Source organism: Asanoa iriomotensis (assembly GCF_016862515.1).
Classification (GTDB): Bacteria; Actinomycetota; Actinomycetes; order Mycobacteriales; family Micromonosporaceae; genus Asanoa; species Asanoa iriomotensis.
Genome location: NZ_BONC01000005.1, coordinates 1 through 25,631 on the forward strand (window position 1 = coordinate 1; position 25,631 = coordinate 25,631).

Here is a 25,631-nt window from a genome sequence, read left to right on the forward strand (position 1 = left end):
CTTGCTGGTACGGGAGCCCGTCGGCTGGCGCCTCCTCGGCGGCGGTGGCGGCAGCTCGGGCGGTCCATGGTCGACAGACGAGTTCGACCGGGCGCGGGGCGGGTTGCCGGCCGGCGGCTTCGAGCTAACCGGCGGGTCGTCGGTCGTGCGCGACAAGGGCAGCTGGCTACCGTTGGGCTCGCGGTGGATCCGCTCGTCGATGCTGCTGGTCGGCCCGTCGGTCGCGGAGGCGGTCATCGCCGGTCGCCACCGCCCGGTCCCGTACCACGGCCGCCTGGTGGTGGTGTGGTCGTCCCGCCGGCCACCGCTGGTGTCGTTGCGGGACGGTGTGGGTAGCGAGCTGTCGACGGTCGCACCCGGTGACACCTACCGCGGACGGCGATCCTGAGGCGTGGCGGTGACGGGCCGATTCGAGAGCCATGGCGACCGCCGACCGGTCATCCTGGTCAACGACCAAGGGTTGACACTCGGCCTCGACTCCGCCGGGGGATGGATCATGTGGGGCCCCAACCATCCCGTCCAACCTGCGGAGGACCGCCTGCTCTGGCTGTTGCCGCTGCTGGAGAGGCCGCCGGACGAGGTGACCGGAGCTTTTGCCGAAGCTCAAGCGGACGAGTCTTTCGTCCCCGCACTGTTGCGGTTCGCCGTTGAATCCCGGAGCGATTACTGGGCAGGGCTGGCTCTACGGTGGCTCGAGACCGGGTACCCCGCGACCGCCCTGACCAGCACGCTCGCGACCCTCAAAGACTCCCGAACCCAGCCGCAGTCTGTCCGGCACCGCGCACTCCGGCTATGGACCAGAAACGTCGCGGCAACCGGCGCGACCGACTTGCAGCGTCACGGCGCGTGTCCAGCCGCTGATCCCGCATGATCGCCAGCCAGCGCATCCAGGCCGGTATCAACCACGCCGGCCGCACCCTGACCGTCGAAGACCACCTGGCGCATCCACTACGACCTCGGCCTGGTCGCCGAGGTCGCCCGTACCACCACCCGACCCATCGCCCGATTCAAAGCCCACAAGCCCGAACTCCGGCGACGCGTCGGCTCAACCCCTACCTGAGGCACACTTCGACCATGGCCCGACCGCCGCGACGACCGCCCCCAGGCGTCCCGCACCCGACAACGGTTGAGGAGTTTGAACGAGTTCGACAGGCGGACCCTGGTCCGGACGCCTCCTACCTCGTTCGACGCTGCACGGAACTCGGGCGGAAACCGGTGGACCAGTTCACCACTGAAGATCTGCGCGTCATGCTCGGTCAGCGCATCGGCGTACCGATCCTCCTACCGATCGCCGTCGCTGTCCTGCTCGACGATCCCCTGGCCGAGGGCGACTACTTCCCCGGCGATCTACTGCACAACGTGCTGCGGCTCGACGCCGAGGACTGGCGAGGCGCAGAACGCCACCGAGATCGTCTCGCTGACGTAGTTCGCACGATGCCGCTATCCGACGACGCCAACGCAGACCTCCGCCGTGCCGCCGCTAGATTCGTACGCGGGCTACCAGCGCGTCCGGTCTCATGACCTGTGTGACAAATCGTGTTCACGACCCGCGATGCGCGCTATGAGTGCGCGGAAGGGACCGGCTGTGGCCAAGCCCGTCAACCTGTTTCTGGTCTCGATCGGCGCCGTCTGCGCTCCCAACGGGCTTGTCGCTTGGCATAGGCATGACGTGCCTCCGTCAGACTGATCGGACCGTTGGGACCGCCCCGCACCGTGTCAGCGTCTTCGTCATCCTGCCCGTCGTCTTCCCATCCGCAGACGAAGCACATCTGGAACTGACCTCGCCCGTCAAGCGTCGGATACTGGCAGCACGGACACGCGTACGGTCCGCTGCCCGTCTCGGCCACAACAGATCGCAGGCACAACGCCTCGATGTACTGCTCAGCCCACCTGGTGCGGCGCTCGACTTCCTCTGCGGACCGCCCGCCCGGCTTACCGGCATGCTCGTGCATTCCCTGCACCTCTTGTTGTCGATCCACTTGGCCACGCCGATCCCGGCTTCACCCGCGAGTCATCAGAGTCCGATGTACTGGCTGACTCGCCCGTCACCCTCGGCGGCCGGAGCCGCCGTAAAGATGGACACGGTTGTCGACGTCGCGGTCCGGTGCGCCTCGCAGGAACCGGTCGGGTGCGACATCGCCGTTGCTGACATGGATCACCCAATCCTCGTAATGCCAGCTCGGGTCGCACGCGCAGTGGGTGGACCAGAACCGGAAGTTGGCCCTGTACCGGCCGACCTGCCCGTGAGTGAGAGTGAACAGGCGGGTCGACATTTCGCTCCGAGGGAACGCCGCCCTGCCGGGCAGGCGCTCGACGGTCACCGCCGACCCGTCGACGGTGAGCGATAGGGCAAGGCTCTCGGCGATGGTCGGGCCGCCGGTCACTACGTCTTCGCGGCGTGCATAGGCGGCGGCCGCATCGGCCAGGACGTCATGGGCCACGACCTCGCCCGCGGGCAGCGGCGCGGGAAGCGTCGCGGGCCGGTTGAGTCCTCGGCGGGCGTCCGCCTCCGGCGCGCCTCGCTCCGCCGCGCTCCACCGCACGCGTACCCGCTGGATGACGATCACGCCCGAACCATGGACCACAAGGTGCACGCCGCGCCATCCGATATCCGCTCTCTGAAGCGGGCGAGCTCGCCTTTCTGGAACGGGTCCATCGCGGCGACGTCACGTGTCGCATGGCGCGACCAGAGCTCTCGACGGTCGCATCCGGGGACAGCTACCGCCGGCGGCGATCCTGAGGCTTGGTGTGCACGAGGATGACCACGGTCGCGAGGAACGCCATCAGCACGGCGAACAAGCAGGGACAGAACACCAACCAGCCGATCCCCTCCACACGCCGGAGCCTAAGCCTGACGAACTTCAAGACGCGAGGCGCCGGTCGTACGATGATGGCGTGACACGCACCCCGTTGCCTGCGTCGCTGGGTGGCCACTGGGTGGGCTTGGCCTGCGTCGCGAAGCGGCCGGCGCGGCCCGCGCTGCGCATGGAGGTGACGGCCGGCCGACGGCTTCTGCTGCGTCAAGCCGACCAGGTCGTGTTGTTGGGGGTGCAGCGGGCGAGGAATCAGGGCGTCTACTACGCCCGCACCGCCCGGTACCGCTCACCGTTGCCGCCGCTGACCGCCGGCCATGCGCGGCGCGTCCGGGAGACCAGCCTGGACGACGATGCGTGGGCCGCCCGCTGGACCCACGAGTACCTCGGCCTGCTGCAGGCCGCCGACAACGGCCCGGTGCATGCCGGCGACTGGAATCTCGCGTGGGGCATGCCGAGCTGGAGCGTCGCGGGGCACTGGCAGCGCCTGACGGTCGTCGACCCCGACCACGGCCACATCACCTGGTTCGGCTACGGCGACCCGGAGGACGACCAGCGCGACGTTCTGCCGCTGCGGCCGCTGTCACCGCCGGAACACTACTGAGCAACCCGGTAGCGGACGTGCGTGGCCGCGCCGCCGACGGGCGCGCCCAGCGGCAGCAGTTCCGCCCGCACGCCGGCGAACAGCGGAGCACCCGCGCCCAGGAGCACCGGCACCAGGTGCAGGTGCACCTCGTCCAGCAGGCCCGAGCCCAGCAGTTGCCGCGACACGTCCACGCCCAGCACCAGGACGTCCTTGTCGCCCGCGGCCTCCCGGGCCCGCTGGACCGCCGGCGCCAGCCCGTCGAAGGCGAACGCCCCGCCGTTGGAGCCCACGAAGTCCGCCTCGGGCCGGTGCGTGACCACGAAGGTCGGCACGCCCGGCCACGGCGTGCCACCCCACATGCCCAGGCCCAGATCGAACGTCCGCCGCCCGACGACCGCCGCACCCACGCGCGCGTCGACCGATTCCCGCACCTCGACGTCGGTCGACATCCAGTCGTGCAGGCGTTCACCGCCATCACCCATCGGCGACTCGGGCCGGACCCGCGGCCCGGTGGCGAAGCCGTCCAGAGACATCGACACGTCGAGAACAACCTTGCCCATCAAGGGCCTCCCTCGTTCCAAGCAGAGAATGTCCGTCGCGGGGAACGTCGGAGCCGCCGGACAGTCTTCGACAAGAAACTCAGGGGCCGATCGCGTCGATGGCCGCGATTTCGTCGGGGGAGAGGTTCAGCGACGCCGCGGCCAGGTTGCTGCGCTGCCGGGACGGGTCCGCCGAGCGCGGGATCGCGACCACGTCATGGGCCAGGTGCCAGGCGATGACCACTTCCGACACGGGTACGCCGTGCGCGGCGGCCACCGCGCGCAGAGCAGGATGGTCGAGCGCCGTGCGCCGCAACGGGCTGTAGCCCTCGACCACGACGCCCCGGGAGGCGAACGCCGCCAGCAACGAAGGGGAGTGCAGCGCCGGGCTCCACGGGATCTGGTTGACCGCCGGCGCCTCGCCGGTCGCCGCGATGAGCGAATCAACCTGTGACGGCGAATAGTTGGACACCCCGACCGCCCGCACCAGGCCCTCGTCCCGCGCCGCCAACATCGCCTGCCACGACGGCACTCCCGCGCCGCCCGCGACGGGCCAGTGGATGAGCCACAGGTCGATCCGGTCCACGCCCAGCGCGCGCAGGCTCGCCGCCAGCACGGCCGGCTCGCGGCCCGCGTCCTCCGGGCGCAGCTTCGTGGTCACGAAGGCGCGGACCCCAGACGATCGCAGCGCGGCGCCGACCTCCTGCTCGTTCCCGTAGGCCGTCGCCGTGTCGATCAGGCGATATCCGAGGTCCAGCGCGCCGCGCACCGCCCGCTCGCCGCCCGATCCGTGCAGGCCCGCCGTGCCCAGGCCGATCATCGGCATCGCCACGCCGGGCGCGATCTGGATCTCCCGCATACCTACAGCTTGACGCGGGCCCAGGTGAACGGCGACGCCCACGCCGGGTCCTGCCGGGCGTACGCCTGAAATGTCGTAACCACCTCGTCGAGAGTGCCGACCGACGTACCCTCCTGAGTCTCGTCACCGCCCGCACGCCGCTCCAGGGCGAAATGGTCGGCCTTGACCGCCACCTGTAGGAAGGTGTCCTCGAAGCGCTCGAGGATGACGAACCAGTTGTCGATGGTCAGCGCGCGCACGGCGGCCGCGATCTGGGCGGGTTCCGGGTCGGCGGTCTCCGAACCGTCCGCGGCGATCAGCGTCAGCGAGGCAGTCATGCGTGGCAGTATGCCCCGCTGAGCAAAACCGTCCACAGTGCGTCAGGACCGGCGGCGCGCCCGGCTGCGTGCCGACAAGGCCTCGTTGAGCCGCGCCAGCAGGGTCGCCAGCTCCGCCCGGTCGTGGTCGGACCAGTCCGCCAGCATCTCTTCGTAGACCTCGGCACGCGCACCGCGTACCACCGACATCCGGCGCAGGCCCGCCTCGGTGGCCGAGACGACCGTGCCCCGGCCGTCGCTCGGGTCCGCCTCGCGGGCGATCAGCCCGTCGCGCTCCATGGCACCGACCTGCCGCGTCACGGTCGAGCCGTCGAGGTTGAGGCGGGCGGCGAGCGCGGAGACGTTCTGCGGGCCGGCCTCGTCGAGGTGCCGCAGGATCACGTACGCGGCCCGGTCGAGGGACCGGTGTGCCTCGACCGGGATGGCCCGGCGGGTCGCTTCGCCGAAGCGCATCAGCAGCGCGACCTCGGTCTCGATCCGGCCGATTACGGACTCGTCCGCGTTCATGACTGTATGTTACAGGCGCTGCGCGAGCCGAAATCGCGCCCCGTCACGCGTCCGGGGACACGCCACGGCGATTCAGTCCGCACCCGGCGAAGCGGGTCTACAGTGGATGCGACCCCTCTTTTTGTGTGAAACGGTGGCGCTTGGCCGTTTTGCGGTGCACAGTGATCCCATGAGCGACAGCGGACGTGGGACGGAGTACTTCTGGTGCACCCGTCACCACAGGGTCGAGACCGAAGCTGACGTGTGCCCCGCCAGGTACGTCCTCGGTCCCTACCGGTCCAGGTCCGACGCCGAGAACGCCCTGCAAACCGTGCAGGAGCGCAACCAGGTGTGGGACGAGGAGGACCGCCGCTGGGCAGGGGAGGAGAGGTAGGCGCCGCGGCAACCGTCACGGCGAGCAGCTCCGCGGTCTCCGCGACGGAGCCGGACCCGACGCACGTCTCGCAAGGAGGAAACCACCATGGCCGAAGCGTCGAAGGCCAAGACACCCAGGGCCGCGACCGCGAAACGCGCGGCGGCGGCCAGGACCACCACGGCTAAGCGCACGAGCGCGGCTTCCCGCGCATCGTCCACGGCCCGGAAGACCGTTTCGGCTCAGACGCCGGCGCGCAGGACGGTCACCAGCAAGGCCACCGCCAAGAAGGCGCCCGCGAAACGGGCGACGGCGAAGAAGACCACCGCTCGGAAGACCACCGCCGCCAAGCGCACCACGACCGCCAAGCGGGCGACGGCCGCCAAGCGGACCACCGCGAAGCGGACGACCGCCACCAAGCGGACAGTGGCCAAGCGGACCACCGCGAAGCGCACCACGGCCAAGAAGGCCACCGCGCGCAAGACCACCACGGCCCGCAAGACCGCGGCCAAGAAGACCACGACGCGCCCCACGGCGCGTAAGGCGGCCACCAAGGCTCCCGCGAAGCGGGCCACCGCCAAGAAGACCGCGGCCAAGAAGACCACCGCGAAGAAGACCTCCGCGGCTCGGAAGACGGCCACCAAGCGGGCGACCACCGCCAAGACGGCCGCGAAGCGCGCGCCGGCGAAGCGGGCCGCAGCCAAGAAGGCGCCCGCGAAGCGGACCGCCGCCAAGAAGACCACGACCGCCCGCAAGACGGCGGCCAAGCGGACCACCACGGCCCGCAAGAGCACGGTCCGCAAGGCAGCGAGCCCGCGCAAGTCGACCGCACGCCGGTCCGCGCGATAGCAGTCCGAAATATAAGCAGAAAGTACGACCCGAAGCGGGGCGCTCGGATGCTGGTATGAAGTACCGGTGGTGACCCGACGCATCCGAGCGCCCCACTTCGACTTCGCCGCGCTGCGCCGCGAGCTGGACCTGCCCGGCAGGTTCCCGCCCGAGGCGCAGCGCGAGGCGGACGAGGCCGCGAAAACAGAGCTGACGGACCGGCCGGACCGCACCGACATCCCGTTCGTCACGATCGACCCGATCGGTTCCCGCGACCTCGACCAGGCGATGTGCCTGTCCCGCCGCCCAACTGGCTACCGCGTCCACTACGCGATCGCCGATGTGGCGGCTTTCGTGCGCCCGGGCGGCGCGCTGGAGGCCGAGACCTGGCGCCGCGGCCAGACGATCTACCTGCCGGACGGCAATGTCCCGCTGCACCCTGTCGCGCTCAGCGAGGGCGCCGCCAGCCTCCTCCCGGACCGCACCAGAGCCGCCGTGCTCTGGACCATCGACCTCGACGCGACCGGCGAAACCACCGAGGTCAGTCTCGAACGGGCGTTGGTACGCAGCCGCGCGCAACTCGACTACGACACCGTGCAGGCCCAGTTCGCCGCCGGCACCGCGGCCGAGCCGGTCGCCCTGCTGCCCGAGATCGGCACGCTGCTCACCGAGCGCGGCCTCGACCGCGGCGCGATCAACCTGCCGCTGCCCGAACAGGAGATCGAACGCGACGGCGCCGGCTACCGCCTGGTGCTGCGGGCGCCGCTGCCGGCCGAGGAGCACAACGCGCAGATCTCGCTGCTGACCGGCGTGGCCGCCGCCGGGATCATGCTCGCTGGCCGGGTCGGCCTGCTGCGCACGATGCCGGCGCCCGAGGAGGCCGCGGTCGAGCGGCTGCGCGCCGCCGCGCACGCGCTCGGCATCGCCTGGCCGGCCGGCGAGCCCGTGGGGAGGGTGATCGCCGCCGTCGACGCGGCCGACCCGCGCGGCGCCGCCTTCCTCGACCAGGCCGCCGAGCTCATGCGCGGCGCCGGCTACACGGCCTTCGACGGCGACCTGCCGGAGCAGCCGGGGCACGGTGGCGTGGCGGCACCGTACGCCCACGTGACGGCGCCGCTGCGGCGTCTGGCGGACCGGTACGCCACCGAGGTGTGCCTGGCCCTCACGAGCGGCCAGGAGGCCCCGGAGTGGGCCCGGGCGAGCCTGCCGAAGCTGCCCAAGGTGATGAGCGGGACCGACCGGGTGGCCGGCGCGGCCGCCCGCGGCGCCGTCGACCTCACCGAGGCCGTGCTGCTCCAGGACCGCATCGGCGAGGAGTTCGACGCGGCGGTGGTCGACGTCGACTCGCCCCGCCGCACGGCCCCGGCGCCGGCCAACCCGGCCGACGGTCGCCAGGCGGGCGGCACCGTCGCCCTCGACGACCCGCCGGTCCGCGCCCGCTGCACGGGTGAGCTGCCGCTCGGCGAGCGGGTCCGGGTGACCCTGGTCACCGCCGACCCGGTCAAACGGACGGTCCAGTTCCAGCGGAAGTGACGCCGCGGGCGATCTTTTGCGACGATGCGTGCATGGCCTACGACCCCAGCGCGCTCCCGGACGTGTCCGGCCTGACCGTCGCCATCATCGGCGGCACCGGTGACCAGGGCCGCGGCCTGGCCTACCGGCTCGCCCGAGCCGGCCAGCCGGTGCTGATCGGGTCGCGCCAGGAGGCCCGCGCGACCGCCTCGGCGGCCGAGATCTCCGCACTGCCCGGCGTCACCCGCCCGGTCGAGGGCGGCGCCAACGCCGACGTGGCCGCGGCCGCCGACCTGACGATCATCGCGGTGCCGTGGGCCGGCCACCGCGACACCGTGACCGCGCTGCGCCACCCGCTGGCCGGCAAGCTGGTCGTCGACTGCGTCAACCCGCTGGGCTTCGACAGCCACGGCCCGTTCCCGCTGCACGTCGAGGAGGGCAGCGCCGCGCAGCAGGCGGCGGCGCTGCTGCCCGAGTCGACGGTGGCCGCCGCGTTCAACCACGTGAGCGCGCCGCTGCTGGCCGACCCGGCCGTCGAGAAGATGGAGCTCGACGTGCTGATCTGCGCCGAGGACCGTCACCTCGCCGGCGTCGTGGCGGCGCTGGCGGCGCGGATCCCCGGCATGCGCGGCATCTACGCCGGCCGGCTGCGCAACGCACACCAGGTCGAGGCGCTGACCGCCAACCTGATCGCGATCAACCGCCGCTACAAGGCGCACGCCGGGCTCCGGGTGACCGACGTCTGAACGACGACCTCGGCACGCCCGTCCCGCTGCCCGGCCCGCCGCGCCGGGTCGTCTCGCTGGTGCCGTCGCTGACCGAGGCGGTCGCCCTGACCGTGCCGGACGCGCTGGTCGGCGCCACGGACTGGTGCGTGGAGCCGGCCGGGCTCGACGTGCTGCGGGTCGGTGGGACGAAGTATCCCGATCTGGACAGGGTGCGGGCGGCCGTACCCGATCTCGTGCTGGCCAATGCCGAGGAGAACCGCCGGGAGGACGTCGCGGCGCTGCGGGCGGCGGGCGTGCCGGTCTGGGTGACCTATCCGCGGACCTTGGAGTCGGCGTTCACGTCGCTGGAACGCCTGCTGGCGGCGCTCGGCAGCGCGGAACCACCATGGTTGCGGTCCGCGCGCGCGTCCTGGTCAGAGCCTTTCACGGGGGTACGCCGCCGCGCGGTGATCCCGGTCTGGCGGCGCCCCTGGGTGGTGCTCGGCGCGGACACGTTCGCCGGCGACCTGCTCGCCCGGCTCGGCGTGGACAACGTCTACGCGACCGCGGCGGAACGGTATCCGCGCCCGCCGCTCGCGGAGCTGCGAGCGGCGGGCGCGGACCTGGTCGTGCTGCCGGACGAGCCGTACGCGTTCACCGCGGACGACGGACCGGAGGCATTCCCCGGGCTGCCGTACGCGCTGGTCAGCGGGCGGCACCTGACCTGGTACGGCCCGTCGCTGGCGGACGCCCGGGCGCGGCTAGAAGCTGTGCTCTGAGCTGGGGAACTGCCCGCCGCGGACCTCGTCGCCGAATTGCGTCGCGGCCTCCAGCAGGGTGCCGTGCAGGTCGGCGTACCGCTTGACGAACCTCGGCAGCTTGCCCGTGCGCAGGCCCACCATGTCCTGCCAGACCAGCACCTGGGCGTCGGTCTCGGGCCCGGCACCGATGCCGATGGTCGGCACCGCGATCTCGTTGGTGATCCGCTTGGCGACGTGCGCGGGCACCATCTCCAGCACCACGGCGAAGGCACCGGCCTCGGCCACCGCGTGCGCGTCGGCGATCACCTCCTCGGCGGCGTCGCCCCGGCCCTGCACCCGGTAGCCGCCGAGCGTGTGCTCACTCTGCGGCGTGAACCCGACGTGCGCCATGACCGGGATCCCGGCCGCCGTGATCGCCTCGATCTGCGCGGCGGTCCGCCGCCCACCCTCCAACTTGACGGCGTGGCAGCCGCCCTCCTTCATGAACCGCACGGCCGTCCGCAGAGCCTGGGTGGGCCCTTCCTCGTAGGACCCGAACGGCAGGTCACCGACGACCAGGGCGCGCTTGGTGGCCCGGACGACGGCCCGCACGAGCGGCAGCAGCTCGTCGGCGGTCACGGACAGGGTGGTCTCGTAGCCGAAGACGTTGTTGGCGGCCGAGTCACCGACGAGCAGCACGGGAATGCCGGCCTCGTCGAAAATGGCGGCCGTGTACTGGTCGTACGCGGTCAGCATGGGCCACTTCTCACCGCGCTCCTTGGCGGCGATCAGCTCCCGGGTGCGAACGCGGCGGGTGGGGGGCCCGCCGTAGAGGGACGGTTGCTCCGACATCGCAGCTCTCCTCTCGCCTCAAGGCCGCACCGATGCGGTCCCTGGGCACCCTCCGATGGTCCCACCGGACCCGGCCGGGGGAGAGACGAGCGTGGAATCTTTCACACCCGGATCAACTTTGCGCGCCGCCGAGCGGAAGCACGCAGCACGAAGGGGCTACAGACCGACTGGGCGGCGGGACGGGCTGGCGCCCGCGCCCTGCCGCGGCCACGCGGCGAGAGGTCTGGATGAGGGATAGTCCGTCTTCGCGGGAATTCGCTCGGCTCTGACGAACTGAATACCGTTAGACACGCGAGCTGTTGGCACGACCGAAGCCGTTCTGCGCCAGGTGGGTGATTGAGAGATATGAGCAAGGCGCCGCGGATTCTGAACATCGAGTGGGGACGCATCGAAGTGGAAGGCCTCGGCACGCTGAAGGACGCGAAGCTTTACCCCGGTGGCGGCAGGGCCTGGGACTGGAACGAGACGGGCACCCGGCACCGTCCGGGGATACAGACGGCCGATGTGGCTGAGTTGGTGGCCGCGGGTGCCACCACGGTGGTGCTGTCTCGCGGGATGGACATGGTGCTCGAGGTGACGCCGGAGGCGCTTGCCTGGCTGGCAGAGCAGGGAGTGGCCGTGCACGTGGCGCAGACGCGGGAGGCCGTGGCCACCTACAACGAGTTGGTGGCGACCACGCCGGTGGGTGGCCTTTTCCACTCGACCTGCTGAGCTGACGAGCGCAAGAGTTTCTACCCTTGTGACGGACTTGTTTCGCGCCAGCGGTTGGTGATCGGGAGGCGGCGGTCGCGGCCGAAGGCCTTGATGGAGATCTTGGTGCCGGGGGCTGCCTGGCGGCGTTTGTATTCCGCCAGGTCGACCAGGCGTAGCACCCGGTCGACCAGGGCCGGGTCGTGGCCCTCGGCGACCAGGTCCGCGCGGCCCTTGTCGCCGTCGACGTAGGACAGCAGGATCGCGTCCAGCTCCGGGTAGTCCGGCAGGGAGTCGCTGTCGAGCTGGCCCGGGCGCAGCTCCGCGCTCGGTGGCTTGGAGATCGAGTTCTCCGGGATCGGCGGCTCCTCGCCCGTGCGCAGCGCCTCGTCGTTGCGCCAGCGCGCCAGTTTCCAGACCAGTGTCTTCGGGACGTCCTTGAGCGGGTTGAAGCCGCCCACCGAGTCGCCGTACAGCGTGGAGTAGCCGACCGACAGCTCGCTCTTGTTGCCCGTGGTCAGGACCAGCGGGCCCTCCTGGTTGGAGATCGACATCAGGATCACGCCGCGGACCCGGGCCTGGAGGTTCTCCAGGGCGAGGCCCGACAGCGACATCGTCGCCAGGAAGCTGTCGACCATCGGCTGGATCTCGTGGAGCCGCAGCTCGAGGCCCGTGCGCTTGGCCATCTCGGCGGCGTCGTCGCGCGAGTGTGCCGACGAGTGGTGGCTCGGCATCGACACGCCGATCACGTCGTGCGGCCCGAGCGCGTCGACGGCGATCGCGGCGACCACCGCCGAGTCGATGCCGCCCGACAGGCCGAGGACCACCTTGCCGAAGCCGTTCTTGCGGACGTAGTCGCGCAGGCCCAGCACCAGCGCCTGCCAGACCTCCGCCTCGTCGGAGAGCCGCGGGGCGTGGCCACCGAGCACCGGCGCGTCGGCCAGGAAAGGACGCGGGTCCGAGATGTGCACCCGCTCGATGCCCATCTCCTCGCCGCCCATCTCGCCCTGGAGCGGCGGGGTGACCGGCGGGACCGACGGCGGCGGGGGCAGCAGGCCAAGCGGCAGGTCGAGGTCGTGGACCAGCAGGTGCTCGGCCATCTGCGGCCCGCGGGCCAGCACCTCGCCGTCGGCTTCGACGATCACCGAGTCGCCGTCGAAGACCAGCTCGTCCTGGCCGCCGACCATGTTGAGGTAGGCGACCGTGGCGCCGGCCTCGGCGGCCCGCTTGCGTACCAGAGCCAGCCGGGTGTCGTCCTTGTGCAGCTCGTACGGCGAGCCGTTGACGGTCAGCACCAGGCTCACACCGGCCCGGCGGGCGGCCACGAACGGGCCGCCGGTCTGCCACATGTCCTCGCAGATGGTCAGGCCGACGTCGATGCCGTCGACGCGGACCACGACGAAGGTGTCACCAGGGACGAAGTAACGGTTCTCGTCGAAGACGCCGTAGTTGGGAAGGTGGTGCTTGAAGTAGCGCGCCGCGACCCGGCCCTGGTGCAGCACGGCCAGCGCGTTGCGCGGGCCGGCGCTCGGGTCGGTGGCGGAGTTGACCGCCGGCGGGCCGTCGGCGTCGAGGTAGCCGACCACCACCGGGGTGTCGCCGAGGCCGTCGGAGTCGAGGTCGGCGGCCAGCCGCTCGATGGCGTCCCGGGAGGCGGTCAGGAACGACTGCCGGAAGACCAGGTCCTCGACCGGGTAGCCGGTGAGCATCATCTCGGGAAAGACCACGAGCCGGGAACCCGCGTCGACGGCGGCGCGCGTGGTCGACCGGACGATCCCGGAGTTCCCGGTGAGGTCGCCGACGGTCGGGTTCACCTGTGCGAGCGCAATGCGCAACGTGGGCATGGTCCAATCCTCCCACCCACCGCCAGAAGGCACGGGGCACCGCCAACCCGGAGCATCGGCGGGCATCGTCCTACCGTAACGTTGGCGTAACGAGACCGAGCAACACTGGTCGGCTAGCACACATGCAGCTCAAAGGGGTTGGCCGTGGATCGTCAGCAGGAGTTCGTGCTCCGTACGCTGGAAGAGCGTGACATCCGGTTTGTCCGGTTGTGGTTCACCGACGTCCTCGGCACGCTCAAGAGCGTCTCGGTCGCGCCGGCCGAGCTCGAGGCCGCCTTCGACGAGGGCATCGGGTTCGACGGCTCCGCGATCGAGGGCTTCGCCCGGGTCTTCGAGTCCGACATGATCGCCATGCCCGACCCGACGACGTTCCAGGTCTTCCCCTTCGAGGGCGGCGTCAGCGGCGAGAGCGCCCGGATGTTCTGCGACGTCCTGCTGCCCGACCGCACCCCGTCCTGGGCCGACCCCCGGCACGTCCTGCGCCGGGCCCTGTCCCGGGCGGCCGAGAAGGGCTTCACCTTCTACACCCACCCCGAGATCGAGTTCTTCCTGCTCGAGGACGGCCCCAACGACGGCTCGGTGCCGGTCCCGGTCGACGCCGGCGGTTACTTCGACCACACCACCCACGCCGTGGCCCGCGACTTCCGCCGCCAGGCGGTGCTCGCCCTGGAGCGGATCGGCATCTCGGTCGAGTTCAGCCACCACGAGGTCGCGCCCGGTCAGCAGGAGATCGACCTGCGGTACGCGGACGCGCTGACCACCGCCGACAACGTGATGACGTTCCGGCACGTGGTCAAGGAGGTCGCGCTCAGCCACGGCGTCCAGGCGACGTTCATGCCCAAGCCGTTCACCGACCAGCCGGGCAGCGGGATGCACACCCACCTGTCGCTGTTCGAGGGCGAGCGCAACGCGTTCCACGACGCCAGTGACCCGATGAAGCTGTCCAAGGTCGCCCGCGCGTTCATCGCCGGCCTGCTCGTGCACGCCCGCGAATACACCGCGGTGACCAACCAGTGGGTCAACTCCTACAAGCGGCTGTTCCCACAGGCACTGCCGGACCGGATCACCGAGTCGCCGGCGTACGTGTGCTGGGGTCACCTCAACCGCTCGGCCCTGGTGCGGGTGCCCGCCTACGGCAAGCCCAACTCCGCCCGGGTCGAGGTCCGTTCGATCGACTCCGCGGCCAACCCCTACCTGGCCTTCGCGGTCATGCTCGGTGCCGGCCTCAAGGGCATCGAGGAGGGCTACGAGCTGCCGCCGGGTGCCGAGGACGACGTCTGGGCGCTGTCCAACGCCGAGCGCAAGGCCGCCGGCTACGAGACGCTGCCGGAGAACCTGGCCGAGGCGATCGACGTGATGGCCGGCTCGGAGCTGGTCGCCGAGGTGCTGGGCGAGCACGTCTTCGACTACTTCCTGCGCAACAAGCGGGCCGAGTGGGAGCAGTACCGGCGCGAGGTCACCCCTTACGAGCGCGAGCGCTACCTCGGCGCCCTCTAGATCATCCCTGACATTTGTCACGGTGACCTCGTGACGCGCGGCCCGCGATCAAGAGCGGGCCGCGCCAGACAGTGAACGCATGCAAACGGCCGCATCACCTTCAAACTCAGTGCTCGCCGCGCGCGGGCAGACGGGGACCCGCACTCCGGCCGTACTCATGCGGGGTCTGACCAAGCGGTTCGGCGCGGTGACCGCGGTGGACCAGCTCGACCTGCGGATCGAGCAAGGTGAGGTGGTCGCGTTCCTCGGCCCGAACGGCGCCGGGAAGACCACGACCATCGACATGATGCTCGGCCTCGCCCGCCCCACGGCGGGTTCGGTCGAGGTGTACGGGCACACGCCCACCGACGCGATCGCCCGTGGCCGGATCGCGGCCGTGATGCAGACCGGCGGCCTGCTCAAGGACGTGACGGTCGCCGAGACGGTACGCATGACCGCCTCGTTCTTCAGCCGCACGCGGCCGGTGGCCGAGGTGCTGGAGCGGGCCGGCATCACCGACATCGCCGACCGCCGGGTGGCCAAGTGCTCCGGCGGCCAGCAGCAGCGACTCCGGTTCGCGCTGGCGCTGCTGCCCGATCCGGACCTCATGGTGCTGGACGAGCCGACCACGGGGATGGACGTCGAGGGGCGGCGGGACTTCTGGAACGCCATCCGCGCCGACGCCCAGGCCGGCCGCACGGTGCTGTTCGCGACCCATTACCTGGAGGAGGCGGACGCGTACGCGGACCGCATCGTCCTCATCCGCAAGGGCCAGGTGGTCGCGGACGGCACCGCCAGCGAGGTCAAGGCCCTGGCCGCCGGCCGCCAGGTGCGGGCGACGCTGCCCGGCGCCGACGAGGTGCGGCTGGCCGCGCTGCCCGGCGTCGACCGGGCCGAGGTGCGCGGCGACACCGTGCTCCTGCACACGAACGACTCCGACGCGATCGCCCGCTACCTGCTCACCCAGACGCCCGCCCGCGACCTGGAGATCACCTCGCGGAACCTCGAGGACGCCTTCCTGGCGCTGACCAGCGGCGAGGACCTGGACCTGGAAGGGACGACGCAGCGATGACCGCCGCCACCTTGCCGAGCACCGACCGGCGCCCCGCGTTCGGCGGCTTCTCGCTGACCTACCTGAGCCTGGAGATCCGCCGCGTGCTGCGCAACCGCCGCAGCCTGTTCTTCATCCTGGTCATGCCGGCGGTGTTCTTCCTGCTCTTCGGCCTGCCCCAGAAGGGCCAGAACATCGACCAGGCCAACAGCGCGGCGGCCATCGCGTACATCATGATCAGTTTGGCCGTGTACGGCGCCATGACCGCCTCGACGGCGACGGGTGGCGCGGTCGCGGTGGAGCGGGCACAGGGCTGGAGCCGCCAGCTCCGGCTGACCCCGCTGCGCCCACCGGCGTACGTGGCCACCAAGGTCCTCTCCGCGCTCTCGCTGAGCCTGCTATCGGTGATCGTGGAGTTCGTGGTGGGCGGGATCGGCGGCGTGCGGATGCCGGCCCACGTCTGGCTGCTGGCCGGCCTCGGCGCCTGGCTCGGCTCCCTGGTCTTCGCCGCCCTCGGGCTGTTCGTCGGCTACCTGGCGCCCGCGGAGAACGTGATGCAGTTCATGGGCCCGATCCTGGCCCTGCTCGCGCTGTTCGGCGGGCTGTTCGTGCCGCTGGAGGTGCTGCCGCACGTGATGCAGACGATCGCGAAGTTCACGCCGGTGTACGGCGTCGGCTCGATCGCCCGCAGCCCGCTCACGCACGACTTCAGCTGGGTGGCCGTGCTCAACGTGGTGGGCTGGACGGCCGTCTTCGGCCTCGGCGCCGCGCTGCTGTTCCGCCGCGATACCGCCCGGGTCTGAAGCCCGGCTAGCGTGTCTGGCATGACGGCCACGTCCCCGACGACCGGCCCGGCTCCGGCCGGGCCGGCGTCGGCGCGTGCGGGGCTGCGGCAGACCAACGTGCCGGGGATGCACACGTACGGGCCGGGGATGCCGCGGCCGAGCCGGTTCTTCCAGCGCGGGTTCGGCTGGCTGCTGGGCGCGGTCTGGCTCTTCTACCTCGGCCAGCCGCTCGGCACGATCCTCGACCGGCCGAACGGCTTCGCCAAGTGGTTCAGCCTCGCGGCGCTGGTCGCGTTCGGGCTCTCGTACATCCTGGTGTTCCTCTGGACCCGCCGGGTGCACATGCAGCAGCGGCAGCCGCCGTTGCGCGAGGGGCTGGCCTGGCTCGGCGCGACCCTGGCGCTGGGCCTGGCGATGATCCCCGGCGCCGGCGGCGACTGGATGGTCGGCCTGGTCTACATCGCGGCCTCGGCGATCATGGTGCTGCCGCCGCGGGCCGCGGTGCCGGTGGTCGCGGTGGTCGCCGCCCAGCCGTTGCTGCTGCCGATGTTCGTGCCGTCGTGGCGGCACGAGAGCGGGCTGTTCTTCTCGATCGTGCTGGCCGCGTTCGCGATGTTCGGCGTGACCCGGATGATCGACCACAACATGCGGCTGACCGCCGCCAACAAGGAGATCGCCCGGCTCGCGGTCGCCGAGGAGCGCGCCCGCGCCGCCCGCGACCTGCACGACATCCTCGGCCACTCGCTGACCGTGATCGCCATCAAGGCCGAGCTGGCCGGCCGGCTGCTGCCGGTCGCGCCGGAGCGGGCCGAGGCCGAGGTCAACGACCTGGAGAAGCTGGCCCGGCAGGCGCTGGCGGACATCCGGCGCACGGTCGGCGCCTATCGCGAGGTGTGCCTCGACGAGGAGTTGGCCAGCGCCCGGTCCGCGCTGTCGGCGGCGGGCATCGAGGCCCGGCTGCCGGTCTCGGTCGCCGACATCCCGGAGCCGCGCGGCACGCTGTTCGGCTGGGCGATCCGCGAGGGCGTGACCAACGTGGTCCGGCACAGCGGCGCGACCCGCTGCGTGATCACCGTGCGCCCGGACCAGGTCGAGATCGCCGACAACGGGCGCGGGCCGGTGGCCTCCGAAGGTGGTGGCTCGGGGTTGCGCGGCCTGCGGGAGCGGGCCTCGGCGCACGGTGCGCAGCTCTCGGTCGGCCGGGCCGAGGGGTCCGGCTTCGTGCTGCGGGTCAGCGTGCCCGCGTGACGTCCATCCGGGTGCTGCTCGCCGACGACCAGGCCCTGGTGCGGGGCGCGTTGGCCGCTCTGCTGTCGCTGGAGCCCGACCTGGAGGTCGTCGCCGAGGTCGGCCGCGGCGACGAGGTGGTCGAGGCGGCGCTGCGGTCCGTTCCGGATGTCGCCCTGCTCGACGTGGAGATGCCCGGCGCCGACGGGATCGAGGCGACCGCGGCGTTGGCGTCGGCGGTGCCCGACTGCCGGGTGCTGGTGGTGACCACGTTCGGGCGACCCGGCTATCTGCGGCGGGCGATGGAGGCCGGTGCCAGCGGGTTCGTCGTCAAGGACACGCCGGCGCGGCAGTTGGCCGAGGCGGTCCGGCGGGTGCACGCCGGGCTGCGGGTGGTCGACCCGTCGCTGGCGGCGGAGACGCTGGTGGCGGGCCGCAGCCCGCTCACGGCTCGGGAGACGGACGTGCTGCGCGCGGCCCGCGACGGCGGCACGGTCGCGGACCTGGCGGCCTCCGTGCACCTCTCGGAAGGCACGGTCCGTAACCACCTCTCGGCCGCGATCGGCAAGACCGGCTCCCGGACCAGGGCCGAGGCCGTGCGGATCGCGGAGCAGAACGGCTGGCTGTGACACGAGTGTCGGCCGATCGGGCTGGGCTCGGCCGGATGGTCGAGCCGATCGGGCATAGCCCGGTTTGCATGATCGCGCTATCGTCCCTTCGACGCCACGCAGGGTGGCATCGACGAGCCAGGCTCGGCTTGCTTGGAGGACGTGCGCGATGTTGGAGGACCTGTTCGTCGGCGCCTGGCACAGCATCGTCTACGGCGCGGTCGGGATCGGCCTGATGGCCGCCGGCTTCGTGCTGATCGACATGCTGACACCGGGCCGCCTGCGTGAGCTGATCTGGGTGCAGCGCAACAGCAACGCCGCGCTGCTGCTGTCGGCCAACCAACTCGGCATCGCGATCATCGTCTTCACGGCGATCCTGACGAGCTATGACGAGTTCGGCAAGGGCCTGGCCTCGACGGTCCTCTTCGGACTGCTCGGCATCGTCCTGATGGGCCTGGCGTTCCTGGTGCTCGACATGCTGACACCGGGCAAGCTCGGCGAGATCATCTGCGAGGACCAGCCCCACCCGGCGGCCCGCGTCAGCGCCGCGAGCCACTTCGGCGTGGCCCTGATCGTCGCGGCCTGCATCGCCTGACCTCCCGGCCTGCCGCCACCGCGCGGGGCTGCCGGCGGGCTACCGGCCCGGTGTTTGGAACGGACCGTTCTTATGCGGAAAGCGTTGACAACGGACCGTTCCTTTCCGCCGTGCGCGGAGTCAGGCGACGGCGGCTTCGACCGACAGGATGCCCTCTGTGGCGTCCAGTGTGGCCAGGGCGCCGACCGGGACGCTGAGTTGGCCTGGGCCGTGGCCGATCGGGAGGCCGTCGAGGACCGGGATGCCCAGGTCGCCCAGGCGGTCCAGGAGCATCGCGGTCAGGCCCGTTTCCCAGTCGTCGGAGCAGTCCGTGAACTGGCCCAGCGCCACCCCGGCCAGCCCGTCCAGCGCGCCCGCGCGGCGGAGGTGGGTGAGCATCCGGTCGATCTTGTACAGCGGCTCCTGCACCTCCTCGACCAGCAGGATCGCGCCCGACAGGTCGGGCATGTCCGCGGTGCCGATCGAGGCCGTGATCAGGCACAGGTTGCCGCCGAGCAGGGGGCCGGCGGCGATGCCGGGCACGCGTACCCCCGCGGTGTCCTCGGTCTCGACCGCCTCGATCGTCACCGGGTCCGTCGTCATCAGCGCGGACCGCAGCGACTCCGCCGAGGCGGCCGGCGTCCGCTCGTCGTTCCAGGCCACGCCCGGGCCGTGCACCGCGGCCAGCCGCGCGCCGCGCCAGAGCGCGAACTGCAACGCCGTGATGTCCGAGAAGCCGGCGACCACCTTGGGGTCGTGGCGGACCGCGGCCATGTCGATCGCGTCGACCATCCGCTGCGCGCCGTAGCCCCCGCGGGTGCAGAGCACACCCCGGATCGCCGGGTCCGCGAACGCGGCGTTGAGGTCGTCGGCGCGGGCCGCGTCGGCGCCGGCCAGATAACCGGCCCGCGCGTACGCGTTGGGCCCCAGCACCGCCCGCAGCCCCCAGGACTCCAGCAACTCGAGCCCCCGCACCAGCCGCTCGGGCCGGGTCGGCCCGGACGGTGAGACCAGCATCACGGCATCCCCGGGCCGCAGAGCCGGGGCCTTGATCGCGTGCACGACCGAAGACTAACCCCCATATAGGCTCGACCTCGTGGCTACCGCGCTCGTGATCGAAAACGACCCCACCGACGACCTGCGCCGGTTGGGTGACTGGTTGACCGAGGGTGGCCTCGAGCAGCACGTGCTCCGCCCCTACGACGACGACCAGCTGCCCGACGACCTGAGCGGGTACGACGCGTTCGTGGTGCTCGGTGGCGAGCAGCGCGCCTACCCCGACGACGACGGGGTGTACGACGGCTGGTGGCTGCCCAAGGTCGAAGGCCTGCTGCGCAAGGCGGTCCGCACCAACCTGCCGACGCTGGCCATCTGCCTCGGCGCCCAGCTGCTCGCCACCGCGCACGCCGGCACCGTCGAGCGCAGCTCGTCCGGTCCCGAGATCGGCCCGGCCCTGGTCGCCAAGCGGGACGCCGCCGAGGCCGACCCGCTGTTCCGCTGGGTGCCGCTCGCGCCCGACGTCCTGCAGTGGCACCAGGACGAGATCACCGAGCTGCCCCGGGGCGCGGTGCTGCTCGCCGCCTCGACGTACTACCCCAACCAGGCGTTCCGGATGGGCGAGCGGGCCTGGGGCCTCCAGTTCCACATCGAGTGCGACTCCGAGATGATCGCCGACTGGGCCGCCGGTTCCACCGAGCTCGCCGAGCTCGGCCTGTCCGAGGAGGCGGTGGTCGGCGCCTGCGCCTCCGTGCTGCCCGACCTCGAGGACGTCTGGCAGCCGTTCGCGATCCGGTTCGCCTCACTCGCGCAGGGCGACCTGGACCTGCCCCGGACCACGCTTCCACTGCTCGGGCGGTGACCGATGAGCCGGCCGACGAGCGAGCGGAACCGGCTTGCCCGGTTCGGGTTCGGGGACCGGGCCGGCGAGCTGCTCGGGCCCGGCGGGCTCCAGCTCTGGGATCCGGCCACGCAGGAGCCGTCCGGTGAGCCGGCCGCCGGGCTGATCGCCGCGCTCTCCCGCGCCGCCGATCCCGACCTCGCGCTGCGGCAGCTGCACCGGCTGGCCGAGGCCCTGGACCGGACCGACGGGGGCCGGGGTGAGCTCGTCGACGCGCTGCTGGTCGACAACGGCGTGCGGCGCCGGCTCGTCGCCGTGCTGGGCGCGTCGTCCGCGCTCGGCGACCACCTGGTCGCCAACCCCGCACAGTGGACGGCGCTGCGCAACGAGAACGGGCACGCACCGGAGGCGACCGGGCAGCTCGAGCCCGTCGAGGCGCGGAACCCGGTGGCCGCGCTACGGCTCGCGTACCGGCTGGCACTGCTGAAGATCGCCGCCGCGGACCTGACCGCCGGGCGCGGCCTGGAGCAGACGATGGCGGCCCTCTCGGCGCTGGCCGACGCGACGCTGCGGGCCGCGTACGCGATCGCCGCCGAGGAGGTCGGTGCCCAGCCGCGGATGGGCGTGGTCGCGCTCGGGAAGTGCGGCGGCAACGAGCTCAACTACGTCTCCGACGTCGACGTGATCTTCGTGGCCGCGACCGACGACGACCTGGTCGCCGGCACGACGATCGCGACCCGGTTGATCGAGATCTGCGGCCTGGTCGCCTGGCCGGTCGACGCCGCGCTGCGGCCCGAGGGCAGCCGCGGCCCGCTGGTCCGCACGCTGGCCAGCCACCAGGCCTACTACCAGCGCTGGGCCCGCACCTGGGAGTTCCAGGCGCTGCTCAAGGCGCGCCCGGCGGCTGGCGACACGGCCGTGGCCCAGGAGTGGATCGACGCGCTCGCGCCGCTGGTGTGGCACGCGGCCGAACGGCCCGAGGCGGTCGAGGACGTGCGCGCGATGCGCCGGAAGATCGTCGAGAACGTGCCGCCGCGGGACGTCGAGCGGGAGATCAAGCGCGGGCCCGGCGGGCTGCGCGACATCGAGTTCGCGGTGCAGCTCCTGCAGCTCGTGCACGGCCGGGCCGACGAGACGCTGCGGGTCACCGGGACGATGCCGGCGCTGCGGGCACTGGTGAGCGGCGGCTACGTCGGGCGGGCCGACGGCGAGGCGCTGCTGCGTGGTTACCGCTTCCTGCGGACCGTCGAGCACCGCCTGCAACTGCAAGGACTTCGGCGTACGCACACCGTGCCGGCGGACCCGGCGGGGTTGCGCTGGCTGGCCTCGTCGCTCGGCTACACCGCGCTGCCCGGGAAGGACTCGGTCGAGCAGTTCCGGGCCGACTGGGTGGCCCACGCCAGCGAGGTCCGCCGGCTGCACGTCAAGCTGCTCTACCGCCCGCTGCTCGAGGCGGTCGCCCGGGTGCCGGCCGAGGCGCTGCGGCTGACCCCCGAGGCCGCGCGGCGCCAGCTCGAGGTGCTCGGTTTCGCCGACCCGAGCGGCGCGCTGCGCCATCTGGAGGCGCTGACCGGCGGCGTGACCCGCACCGCGGCCATCCAGCGCACCTTGCTGCCGGTGCTGCTGCAGGAGTTCGCCGACGCGGCGGAGCCCGACCGGGGGCTGCTCAGCTACCGCCAGGTGTCCGACACCCTCGGCTCGACGCCCTGGTATCTGCGGCTGCTGCGCGACGAGGGCCCGGTGGCCACGCGGTTGGCCCGGGTGCTGGGCCTGTCCCGGTACGCGGCCGACCTGCTCTCCCGCGACCCGGAGGCGCTGCGGCTGCTGGCCGAGGACGCGGAGCTGGCGCCCCGGCCGGCCGAGGTGGTCCGCGACGGGTTCGGCGCCGCGTCCGACCGGCACGACGACCCGGCCGGCGCGATCCGCGCCGTGCGCGGCCTGCGCCGGCGCGAGCTGTTCCGGATCGCCTGCGCCGACGCGCTCAGCCACGGCTCGCTGGCGCCCTCGCCGGTGCTGGACGTCCGCGGCGTGGGCACCGCACTGTCCGATGTGGCCGATGCCACGCTCGGTGCGGCGCTGCGGGCGGCGGCGCGCGCCTATCCGCTGCCCGAAGGGCTCACCTTCGCGATCATCGGGATGGGCCGGCTCGGCGGCGAGGAGATGAGCTTCTCCTCGGACGCCGACGTGCTCTTCGTGTACGAGCCTCCGCCCGGTGTGCCCGACGACGCCGCGAGCGCGGCGGCGCACGCGGTCGCGGAGGAGCTGCGCCGGCTGCTCGGCATGCCGGCGCCCGATCCGCCGCTGGGCGTCGACGCCGACCTGCGGCCGGAGGGGCGGCAGGGTCCGTTGGTGCGGAGCCTGGCCGCGTACGCGCAGTACTACGCCCGCTGGTCCCAGGTCTGGGAGGCGCAGGCGTTGCTGCGGGCCCGGCCGGTGGCGGGCGACGTCGGGCTCGGGGAGCGGTTCGTGGCGATGGCCGACCGGGTGCGCTATCCGGCCGCCGGGCTGACCCGCGAGCAGCACATCGAGATCCGGCGGATCAAGGCCCGGGTGGAGAACGAGCGGCTGCCGCGCGGCGCCGACCCGGCCACGCACGTGAAGCTCGGCCGGGGCGGGCTCGCGGACGTGGAGTGGGCGGCGCAGGTGCTCCAGCTCCGGCACGCGGGTGCCCACGCGCCGTTGCGGACCACGCGGACGGTCGACGCGATCGCCGCCGCGGAGGCCGAGGGGCTGGTCGACCCGTCCGATGCCGCGGCGCTCGCCGCCGGGTGGCAGCAGGCGGCACGGGTGCGCAACGCGCTGACCCTGGTGCGGGGGAAGCCGGGCGACCAGCTGCCCCGGCACGGCGTCGAGCTGGCCGGCGTGGTGCGGCTGCTCGGGCGCGACGACGCCGGTGAGTTCCTCGACGACTACCTGCGCACCGCGCGCCGGGCGCGGGCGGCATTGGAGCACGTGTTGGAGGGCTGAGTTGGACCCCTTGCACGATCAGGGCACGGAAGCCGCGCTGCGGGCGGTGTTCGAGACGGCCGGGCCTTACCTGTCGTCGCTGGCGGAGCGGCCGGTCTACGCGGGATCGTCCCGCGTCGAAGAGCTCGCGGGTGCCTTGCCCGCGTCGGGCGAGGGCGCGGCCGCGGTCGCGGAACGGCTCCTGTCCGTGGGCACGGAGTCGGCCACGCACTCGGCCGGGCCGAGGTTCTTCCACTTCGTCACCGGCGGCGTGACGCCGGCGGCGCTCGCGGCGGACTGGACGGTGTCGCTGCTGGACCAGAACGCGTTCTCGCGGGCGGCGTCGGAGTTCGCCACCTCGGTGGAGACGGTGGCGCTGGACTGGTTGCGGTCGTTGTTCGGGCTGCCGGCGTCGTTCGGGGGTGCGCTGGTCGGCAGCGCCACCTTCGCGAACTTCACCGCGCTCGGTGCGGCCACGCACTGGTGGGGTGCGCGGCACGGCGTGGACGTGACGTCCGCCGGTCTGGCCGGGTTGCCGCGGATGCCGGTGTTCTCCGGCGGGTACGTGCACGCGAGCGCGCGCAAGGCGCTGCAGATGCTGGGCCATGGGCGGGACTCGGTGGCGGTGCACGGTGCCGGGCGGGTGGATCTGTCCTCGTTGGACCGTGCGTTGGCGTCGTCCGGGCCTTCCGTGGTGATCGCCAACGCGGGCGAGGTGAACACCGGCGACTTCGATCCGTTGGCCGACCTGGCCGACGTGGTCGCCCGGCATGACGCGTGGCTGCACGTGGACGGGGCGTTCGGGTTGTTCGCGGCCGTGTCGCCGCGCACTTCCCATCTGGTGGCGGGGCTCGAGCGGGCCGACTCGATCGCGTGCGACGGGCACAAGTGGCTCAACGTGCCCTACGAGAGCGGGTTCGCGTTCCTGCGGGAGCCGGCCCGGCTGGGCGCGGCGTTCGGGATGCCGGGCGCGCCGTACCTGCCGGGTGCGGACTCACCGCGCGGCGGCTACGGGCTGCTCGGGCCGGAGTCGTCGCGGCGGGCGCGGTCGGTGCCGATCTGGGCGACGCTGGCCGCGTACGGGCGGTCGGGCTACCAGGCGATGGTCGAGCGCCACCTGGACCTGGCGCAGGAGCTGGCGGAGCTGGTGGACGCGGCCCCGGAGTTGGAACGGCTGGCCGAGGTGCCGCTGTGCGTGGTCTGCTTCCGGGTCGCTCCGCCGGGCGTGCCGGAGTCGGACCTCGACGACCTGAACCGCCGGGTGGGCGAGGCCCTGCTGGAGGACGGGCGGGTGTTCGCCGGCACGACGGTCTGGGACGGGAAGGTGGCCCTGAGACCGGCGATCGTCAACTGGCGCACGACCTCGCGCGACATCCGGCTCTTCGTCTCCGTGGTCCGGGAGCTGGCGGCGTCATCGGCCCTCTAGGTCGGCGATGGAGACGCGCAGCCTGTTGTCGCCGAGGGTGCGGTAGCCGTGTTGTTCGACCAGGTACACCGCCTGGTACGGGTTGAGCAGGGCGGCCGGGGCGTCCGGGAAGGTCGCGAGGAAGAGGAGGTAGGTCGCGCCGTCCTCGAAATGGACCGCGCTGGGTTGCTCGTAGACGACGCCGTCGCGTTCGCCGCCCATCTGCTGGACGTCGACGAGCAGGCCCGGCGTTCCTTTGTGGACTCTGGTGACGGCGGCCGACCAGACCGTGATGACGATGCCCGAGTCGGCCGGTGGTGCCGCTTCGGGCGCGCCGGCCTGCGGGTCGGCCCGGGGGTCGGTGCCGCCGTCGCCGCTCGGGTAGAGGACGTCCACGCGGGGTTCGGCCACCGTCGCCTCGATGACCAGGTCGGCCTTCGCCATCAGGTCCGCGACGGTTTCGTAGGAGGGGTAGTCGCCCTCGTAGACCACCCGGCCGCCGAACGGCTTCCCGCAGCCGGCCAGTGCCATCGCCGCGACCATGGTGGCTGCCAGGAGCTTCTTTCCGGCCATGTC

Annotated in this window: 28 protein-coding genes; 18 read left to right on the plus strand and 10 right to left on the minus strand. The window is 72.2% G+C overall.

The features are described from left to right. A partial coding sequence (locus tag Air01nite_RS05385; RefSeq protein ID WP_203700690.1) for a hypothetical protein occupies positions 1 to 388 on the plus strand: 388 nt, incomplete at its 5' end. Between the two features lie 686 nt (positions 389 to 1,074). Next, positions 1,075 to 1,521 carry a contact-dependent growth inhibition system immunity protein gene (locus Air01nite_RS05390; protein WP_203700691.1) on the plus strand — a complete coding sequence of 149 codons (447 nt, stop codon included), beginning with the start codon at positions 1,075 to 1,077 and terminating at the stop codon, positions 1,519 to 1,521. Positions 1,522 to 1,598: 77 nt separating this feature from the next. On the opposite strand, the gene Air01nite_RS41515 is transcribed toward Air01nite_RS05390, so the two are convergent. Then, a complete protein-coding gene (locus Air01nite_RS41515) occupies positions 1,599 to 1,952 on the minus strand; it encodes a CPCC family cysteine-rich protein (RefSeq protein WP_203700692.1) in 354 nt (117 codons plus the stop codon). Between the two features lie 93 nt (positions 1,953 to 2,045). Next, positions 2,046 to 2,567, minus strand: coding sequence for a hypothetical protein (locus Air01nite_RS05400; protein WP_239090509.1), 522 nt, complete (start codon positions 2,565 to 2,567; stop codon positions 2,046 to 2,048). 328 nt (positions 2,568 to 2,895) lie between these two features. Here Air01nite_RS05400 and Air01nite_RS05405 point away from each other — a divergent pair, with 328 nt between their 5' ends. Further along, positions 2,896 to 3,417 carry a hypothetical protein gene (locus Air01nite_RS05405; protein ID WP_203700693.1) on the plus strand — a complete coding sequence of 174 codons (522 nt, stop codon included), beginning with the start codon at positions 2,896 to 2,898 and terminating at the stop codon, positions 3,415 to 3,417. Here Air01nite_RS05405 and Air01nite_RS05410 read toward each other — a convergent pair. The 4 genes from Air01nite_RS05410 to Air01nite_RS05425 all read right to left on the minus strand — a co-directional run bounded on the left by Air01nite_RS05410 (position 3,411) and on the right by Air01nite_RS05425 (position 5,621). After that, positions 3,411 to 3,959, minus strand: a complete 549-nt coding sequence (locus tag Air01nite_RS05410; RefSeq protein WP_203700694.1) for a dihydrofolate reductase family protein — start codon at positions 3,957 to 3,959, stop codon at positions 3,411 to 3,413. The two genes, Air01nite_RS05405 and Air01nite_RS05410, sit on opposite strands and share 7 nt — an antisense overlap. Positions 3,960 to 4,038: 79 nt before the next feature. Next, positions 4,039 to 4,797, minus strand: a complete 759-nt coding sequence (locus tag Air01nite_RS05415) for an aldo/keto reductase (RefSeq protein WP_239090510.1) — start codon at positions 4,795 to 4,797, stop codon at positions 4,039 to 4,041. 2 nt (positions 4,798 to 4,799) lie between these two features. Then, positions 4,800 to 5,114, minus strand: a complete 315-nt coding sequence (locus Air01nite_RS05420; protein ID WP_203700695.1) for a hypothetical protein — start codon at positions 5,112 to 5,114, stop codon at positions 4,800 to 4,802. A 42-nt stretch (positions 5,115 to 5,156) separates the two neighbouring features. Then, complete coding sequence (locus Air01nite_RS05425) at positions 5,157 to 5,621, minus strand: MarR family winged helix-turn-helix transcriptional regulator (RefSeq protein ID WP_203700696.1); 465 nt, start codon at positions 5,619 to 5,621, stop codon at positions 5,157 to 5,159. A 169-nt stretch (positions 5,622 to 5,790) separates the two neighbouring features. Here Air01nite_RS05425 and Air01nite_RS05430 point away from each other — a divergent pair, with 169 nt between their 5' ends. From Air01nite_RS05430 to Air01nite_RS05450, 5 genes are all read left to right on the plus strand, one after another. Beyond that, entirely contained in the window at positions 5,791 to 5,994 is a 204-nt protein-coding gene (locus tag Air01nite_RS05430; RefSeq protein WP_203700697.1) for a hypothetical protein, read from the plus strand. A gap of 87 nt (positions 5,995 to 6,081) precedes the next feature. Continuing rightward, positions 6,082 to 6,822 (plus strand): histone H1-like repetitive region-containing protein, encoded by a 741-nt coding sequence (locus tag Air01nite_RS05435; protein ID WP_203700698.1) that lies wholly within the window; start codon positions 6,082 to 6,084, stop codon positions 6,820 to 6,822. 66 nt (positions 6,823 to 6,888) lie between these two features. Further along, positions 6,889 to 8,334: an RNB domain-containing ribonuclease gene (locus Air01nite_RS05440; protein WP_203700699.1), complete on the plus strand. Its 1,446-nt coding sequence runs from the start codon at positions 6,889 to 6,891 to the stop codon at positions 8,332 to 8,334. Between the two features lie 32 nt (positions 8,335 to 8,366). After that, positions 8,367 to 9,059 carry an NADPH-dependent F420 reductase gene (npdG, locus tag Air01nite_RS05445; protein WP_203700700.1) on the plus strand — a complete coding sequence of 231 codons (693 nt, stop codon included), beginning with the start codon at positions 8,367 to 8,369 and terminating at the stop codon, positions 9,057 to 9,059. 26 nt (positions 9,060 to 9,085) lie between these two features. Beyond that, the gene (locus Air01nite_RS05450) at positions 9,086 to 9,799 is read left to right on the plus strand and encodes a helical backbone metal receptor (RefSeq protein WP_203700900.1); all 714 of its coding nucleotides are present in this window, start codon (positions 9,086 to 9,088) and stop codon (positions 9,797 to 9,799) included. On the opposite strand, the gene panB is transcribed toward Air01nite_RS05450, so the two are convergent. After that, a complete protein-coding gene (gene panB / locus Air01nite_RS05455; protein WP_203700701.1) occupies positions 9,782 to 10,612 on the minus strand; it encodes a 3-methyl-2-oxobutanoate hydroxymethyltransferase in 831 nt (276 codons plus the stop codon). The genes Air01nite_RS05450 and panB overlap by 18 nt on opposite strands. A gap of 345 nt (positions 10,613 to 10,957) precedes the next feature. On the opposite strand from panB, the gene Air01nite_RS05460 reads away from it, so the two are divergent. Then, positions 10,958 to 11,323: an Mth938-like domain-containing protein gene (locus Air01nite_RS05460; protein ID WP_203700702.1), complete on the plus strand. Its 366-nt coding sequence runs from the start codon at positions 10,958 to 10,960 to the stop codon at positions 11,321 to 11,323. A 20-nt stretch (positions 11,324 to 11,343) separates the two neighbouring features. On the opposite strand, the gene Air01nite_RS05465 is transcribed toward Air01nite_RS05460, so the two are convergent. Then, positions 11,344 to 13,212 carry an NAD+ synthase gene (locus Air01nite_RS05465; protein ID WP_373310325.1) on the minus strand — a complete coding sequence of 623 codons (1,869 nt, stop codon included), beginning with the start codon at positions 13,210 to 13,212 and terminating at the stop codon, positions 11,344 to 11,346. A 78-nt stretch (positions 13,213 to 13,290) separates the two neighbouring features. Between Air01nite_RS05465 and glnA the strand changes: the two genes are divergently transcribed. The 6 genes from glnA to Air01nite_RS05495 all read left to right on the plus strand — a co-directional run bounded on the left by glnA (position 13,291) and on the right by Air01nite_RS05495 (position 18,888). Then, entirely contained in the window at positions 13,291 to 14,643 is a 1,353-nt protein-coding gene (gene glnA / locus Air01nite_RS05470) for a type I glutamate--ammonia ligase (protein ID WP_203700704.1), read from the plus strand. 109 nt (positions 14,644 to 14,752) lie between these two features. Next, positions 14,753 to 15,694 (plus strand): ABC transporter ATP-binding protein, encoded by a 942-nt coding sequence (locus tag Air01nite_RS05475; RefSeq protein ID WP_425546824.1) that lies wholly within the window; start codon positions 14,753 to 14,755, stop codon positions 15,692 to 15,694. Then, entirely contained in the window at positions 15,691 to 16,476 is a 786-nt protein-coding gene (locus tag Air01nite_RS05480) for an ABC transporter permease (protein WP_203700706.1), read from the plus strand. The genes Air01nite_RS05475 and Air01nite_RS05480 overlap by 4 nt, the downstream gene beginning before the upstream one ends. 21 nt (positions 16,477 to 16,497) lie before the next feature. Then, positions 16,498 to 17,706 carry a sensor histidine kinase gene (locus Air01nite_RS05485; RefSeq protein WP_203700707.1) on the plus strand — a complete coding sequence of 403 codons (1,209 nt, stop codon included), beginning with the start codon at positions 16,498 to 16,500 and terminating at the stop codon, positions 17,704 to 17,706. Then, the gene (locus tag Air01nite_RS05490; RefSeq protein WP_203700708.1) at positions 17,703 to 18,314 is read left to right on the plus strand and encodes a response regulator transcription factor; all 612 of its coding nucleotides are present in this window, start codon (positions 17,703 to 17,705) and stop codon (positions 18,312 to 18,314) included. The genes Air01nite_RS05485 and Air01nite_RS05490 overlap by 4 nt, the downstream gene beginning before the upstream one ends. A 148-nt stretch (positions 18,315 to 18,462) precedes the next feature. Continuing rightward, on the plus strand, positions 18,463 to 18,888 hold the full coding sequence (locus Air01nite_RS05495) for a DUF350 domain-containing protein (protein WP_203700709.1): 426 nt from the start codon (positions 18,463 to 18,465) through the stop codon (positions 18,886 to 18,888). Positions 18,889 to 19,008: 120 nt separating this feature from the next. On the opposite strand, the gene Air01nite_RS05500 is transcribed toward Air01nite_RS05495, so the two are convergent. Then, entirely contained in the window at positions 19,009 to 19,884 is an 876-nt protein-coding gene (locus tag Air01nite_RS05500) for a S66 peptidase family protein (protein WP_203700901.1), read from the minus strand. 79 nt (positions 19,885 to 19,963) lie between these two features. Here Air01nite_RS05500 and Air01nite_RS05505 point away from each other — a divergent pair, with 79 nt between their 5' ends. From Air01nite_RS05505 to Air01nite_RS05515, 3 genes are read left to right on the plus strand one after another with little or no spacing between them, the layout of a single operon-like run. Further along, entirely contained in the window at positions 19,964 to 20,725 is a 762-nt protein-coding gene (locus Air01nite_RS05505; RefSeq protein WP_203700710.1) for a type 1 glutamine amidotransferase, read from the plus strand. 3 nt (positions 20,726 to 20,728) lie between these two features. Beyond that, positions 20,729 to 23,671 (plus strand): bifunctional [glutamine synthetase] adenylyltransferase/[glutamine synthetase]-adenylyl-L-tyrosine phosphorylase, encoded by a 2,943-nt coding sequence (locus Air01nite_RS05510; RefSeq protein ID WP_203700711.1) that lies wholly within the window; start codon positions 20,729 to 20,731, stop codon positions 23,669 to 23,671. A gap of 1 nt (position 23,672) precedes the next feature. Next, a complete protein-coding gene (locus tag Air01nite_RS05515) occupies positions 23,673 to 25,076 on the plus strand; it encodes a pyridoxal phosphate-dependent decarboxylase family protein (RefSeq protein WP_203700712.1) in 1,404 nt (467 codons plus the stop codon). Here the strand turns inward: Air01nite_RS05515 and Air01nite_RS05520 are convergent. Next, the gene (locus tag Air01nite_RS05520) at positions 25,062 to 25,628 is read right to left on the minus strand and encodes a hypothetical protein (RefSeq protein ID WP_203700713.1); all 567 of its coding nucleotides are present in this window, start codon (positions 25,626 to 25,628) and stop codon (positions 25,062 to 25,064) included. The genes Air01nite_RS05515 and Air01nite_RS05520 overlap by 15 nt on opposite strands. Positions 25,629 to 25,631 lie beyond the last annotated feature (3 nt).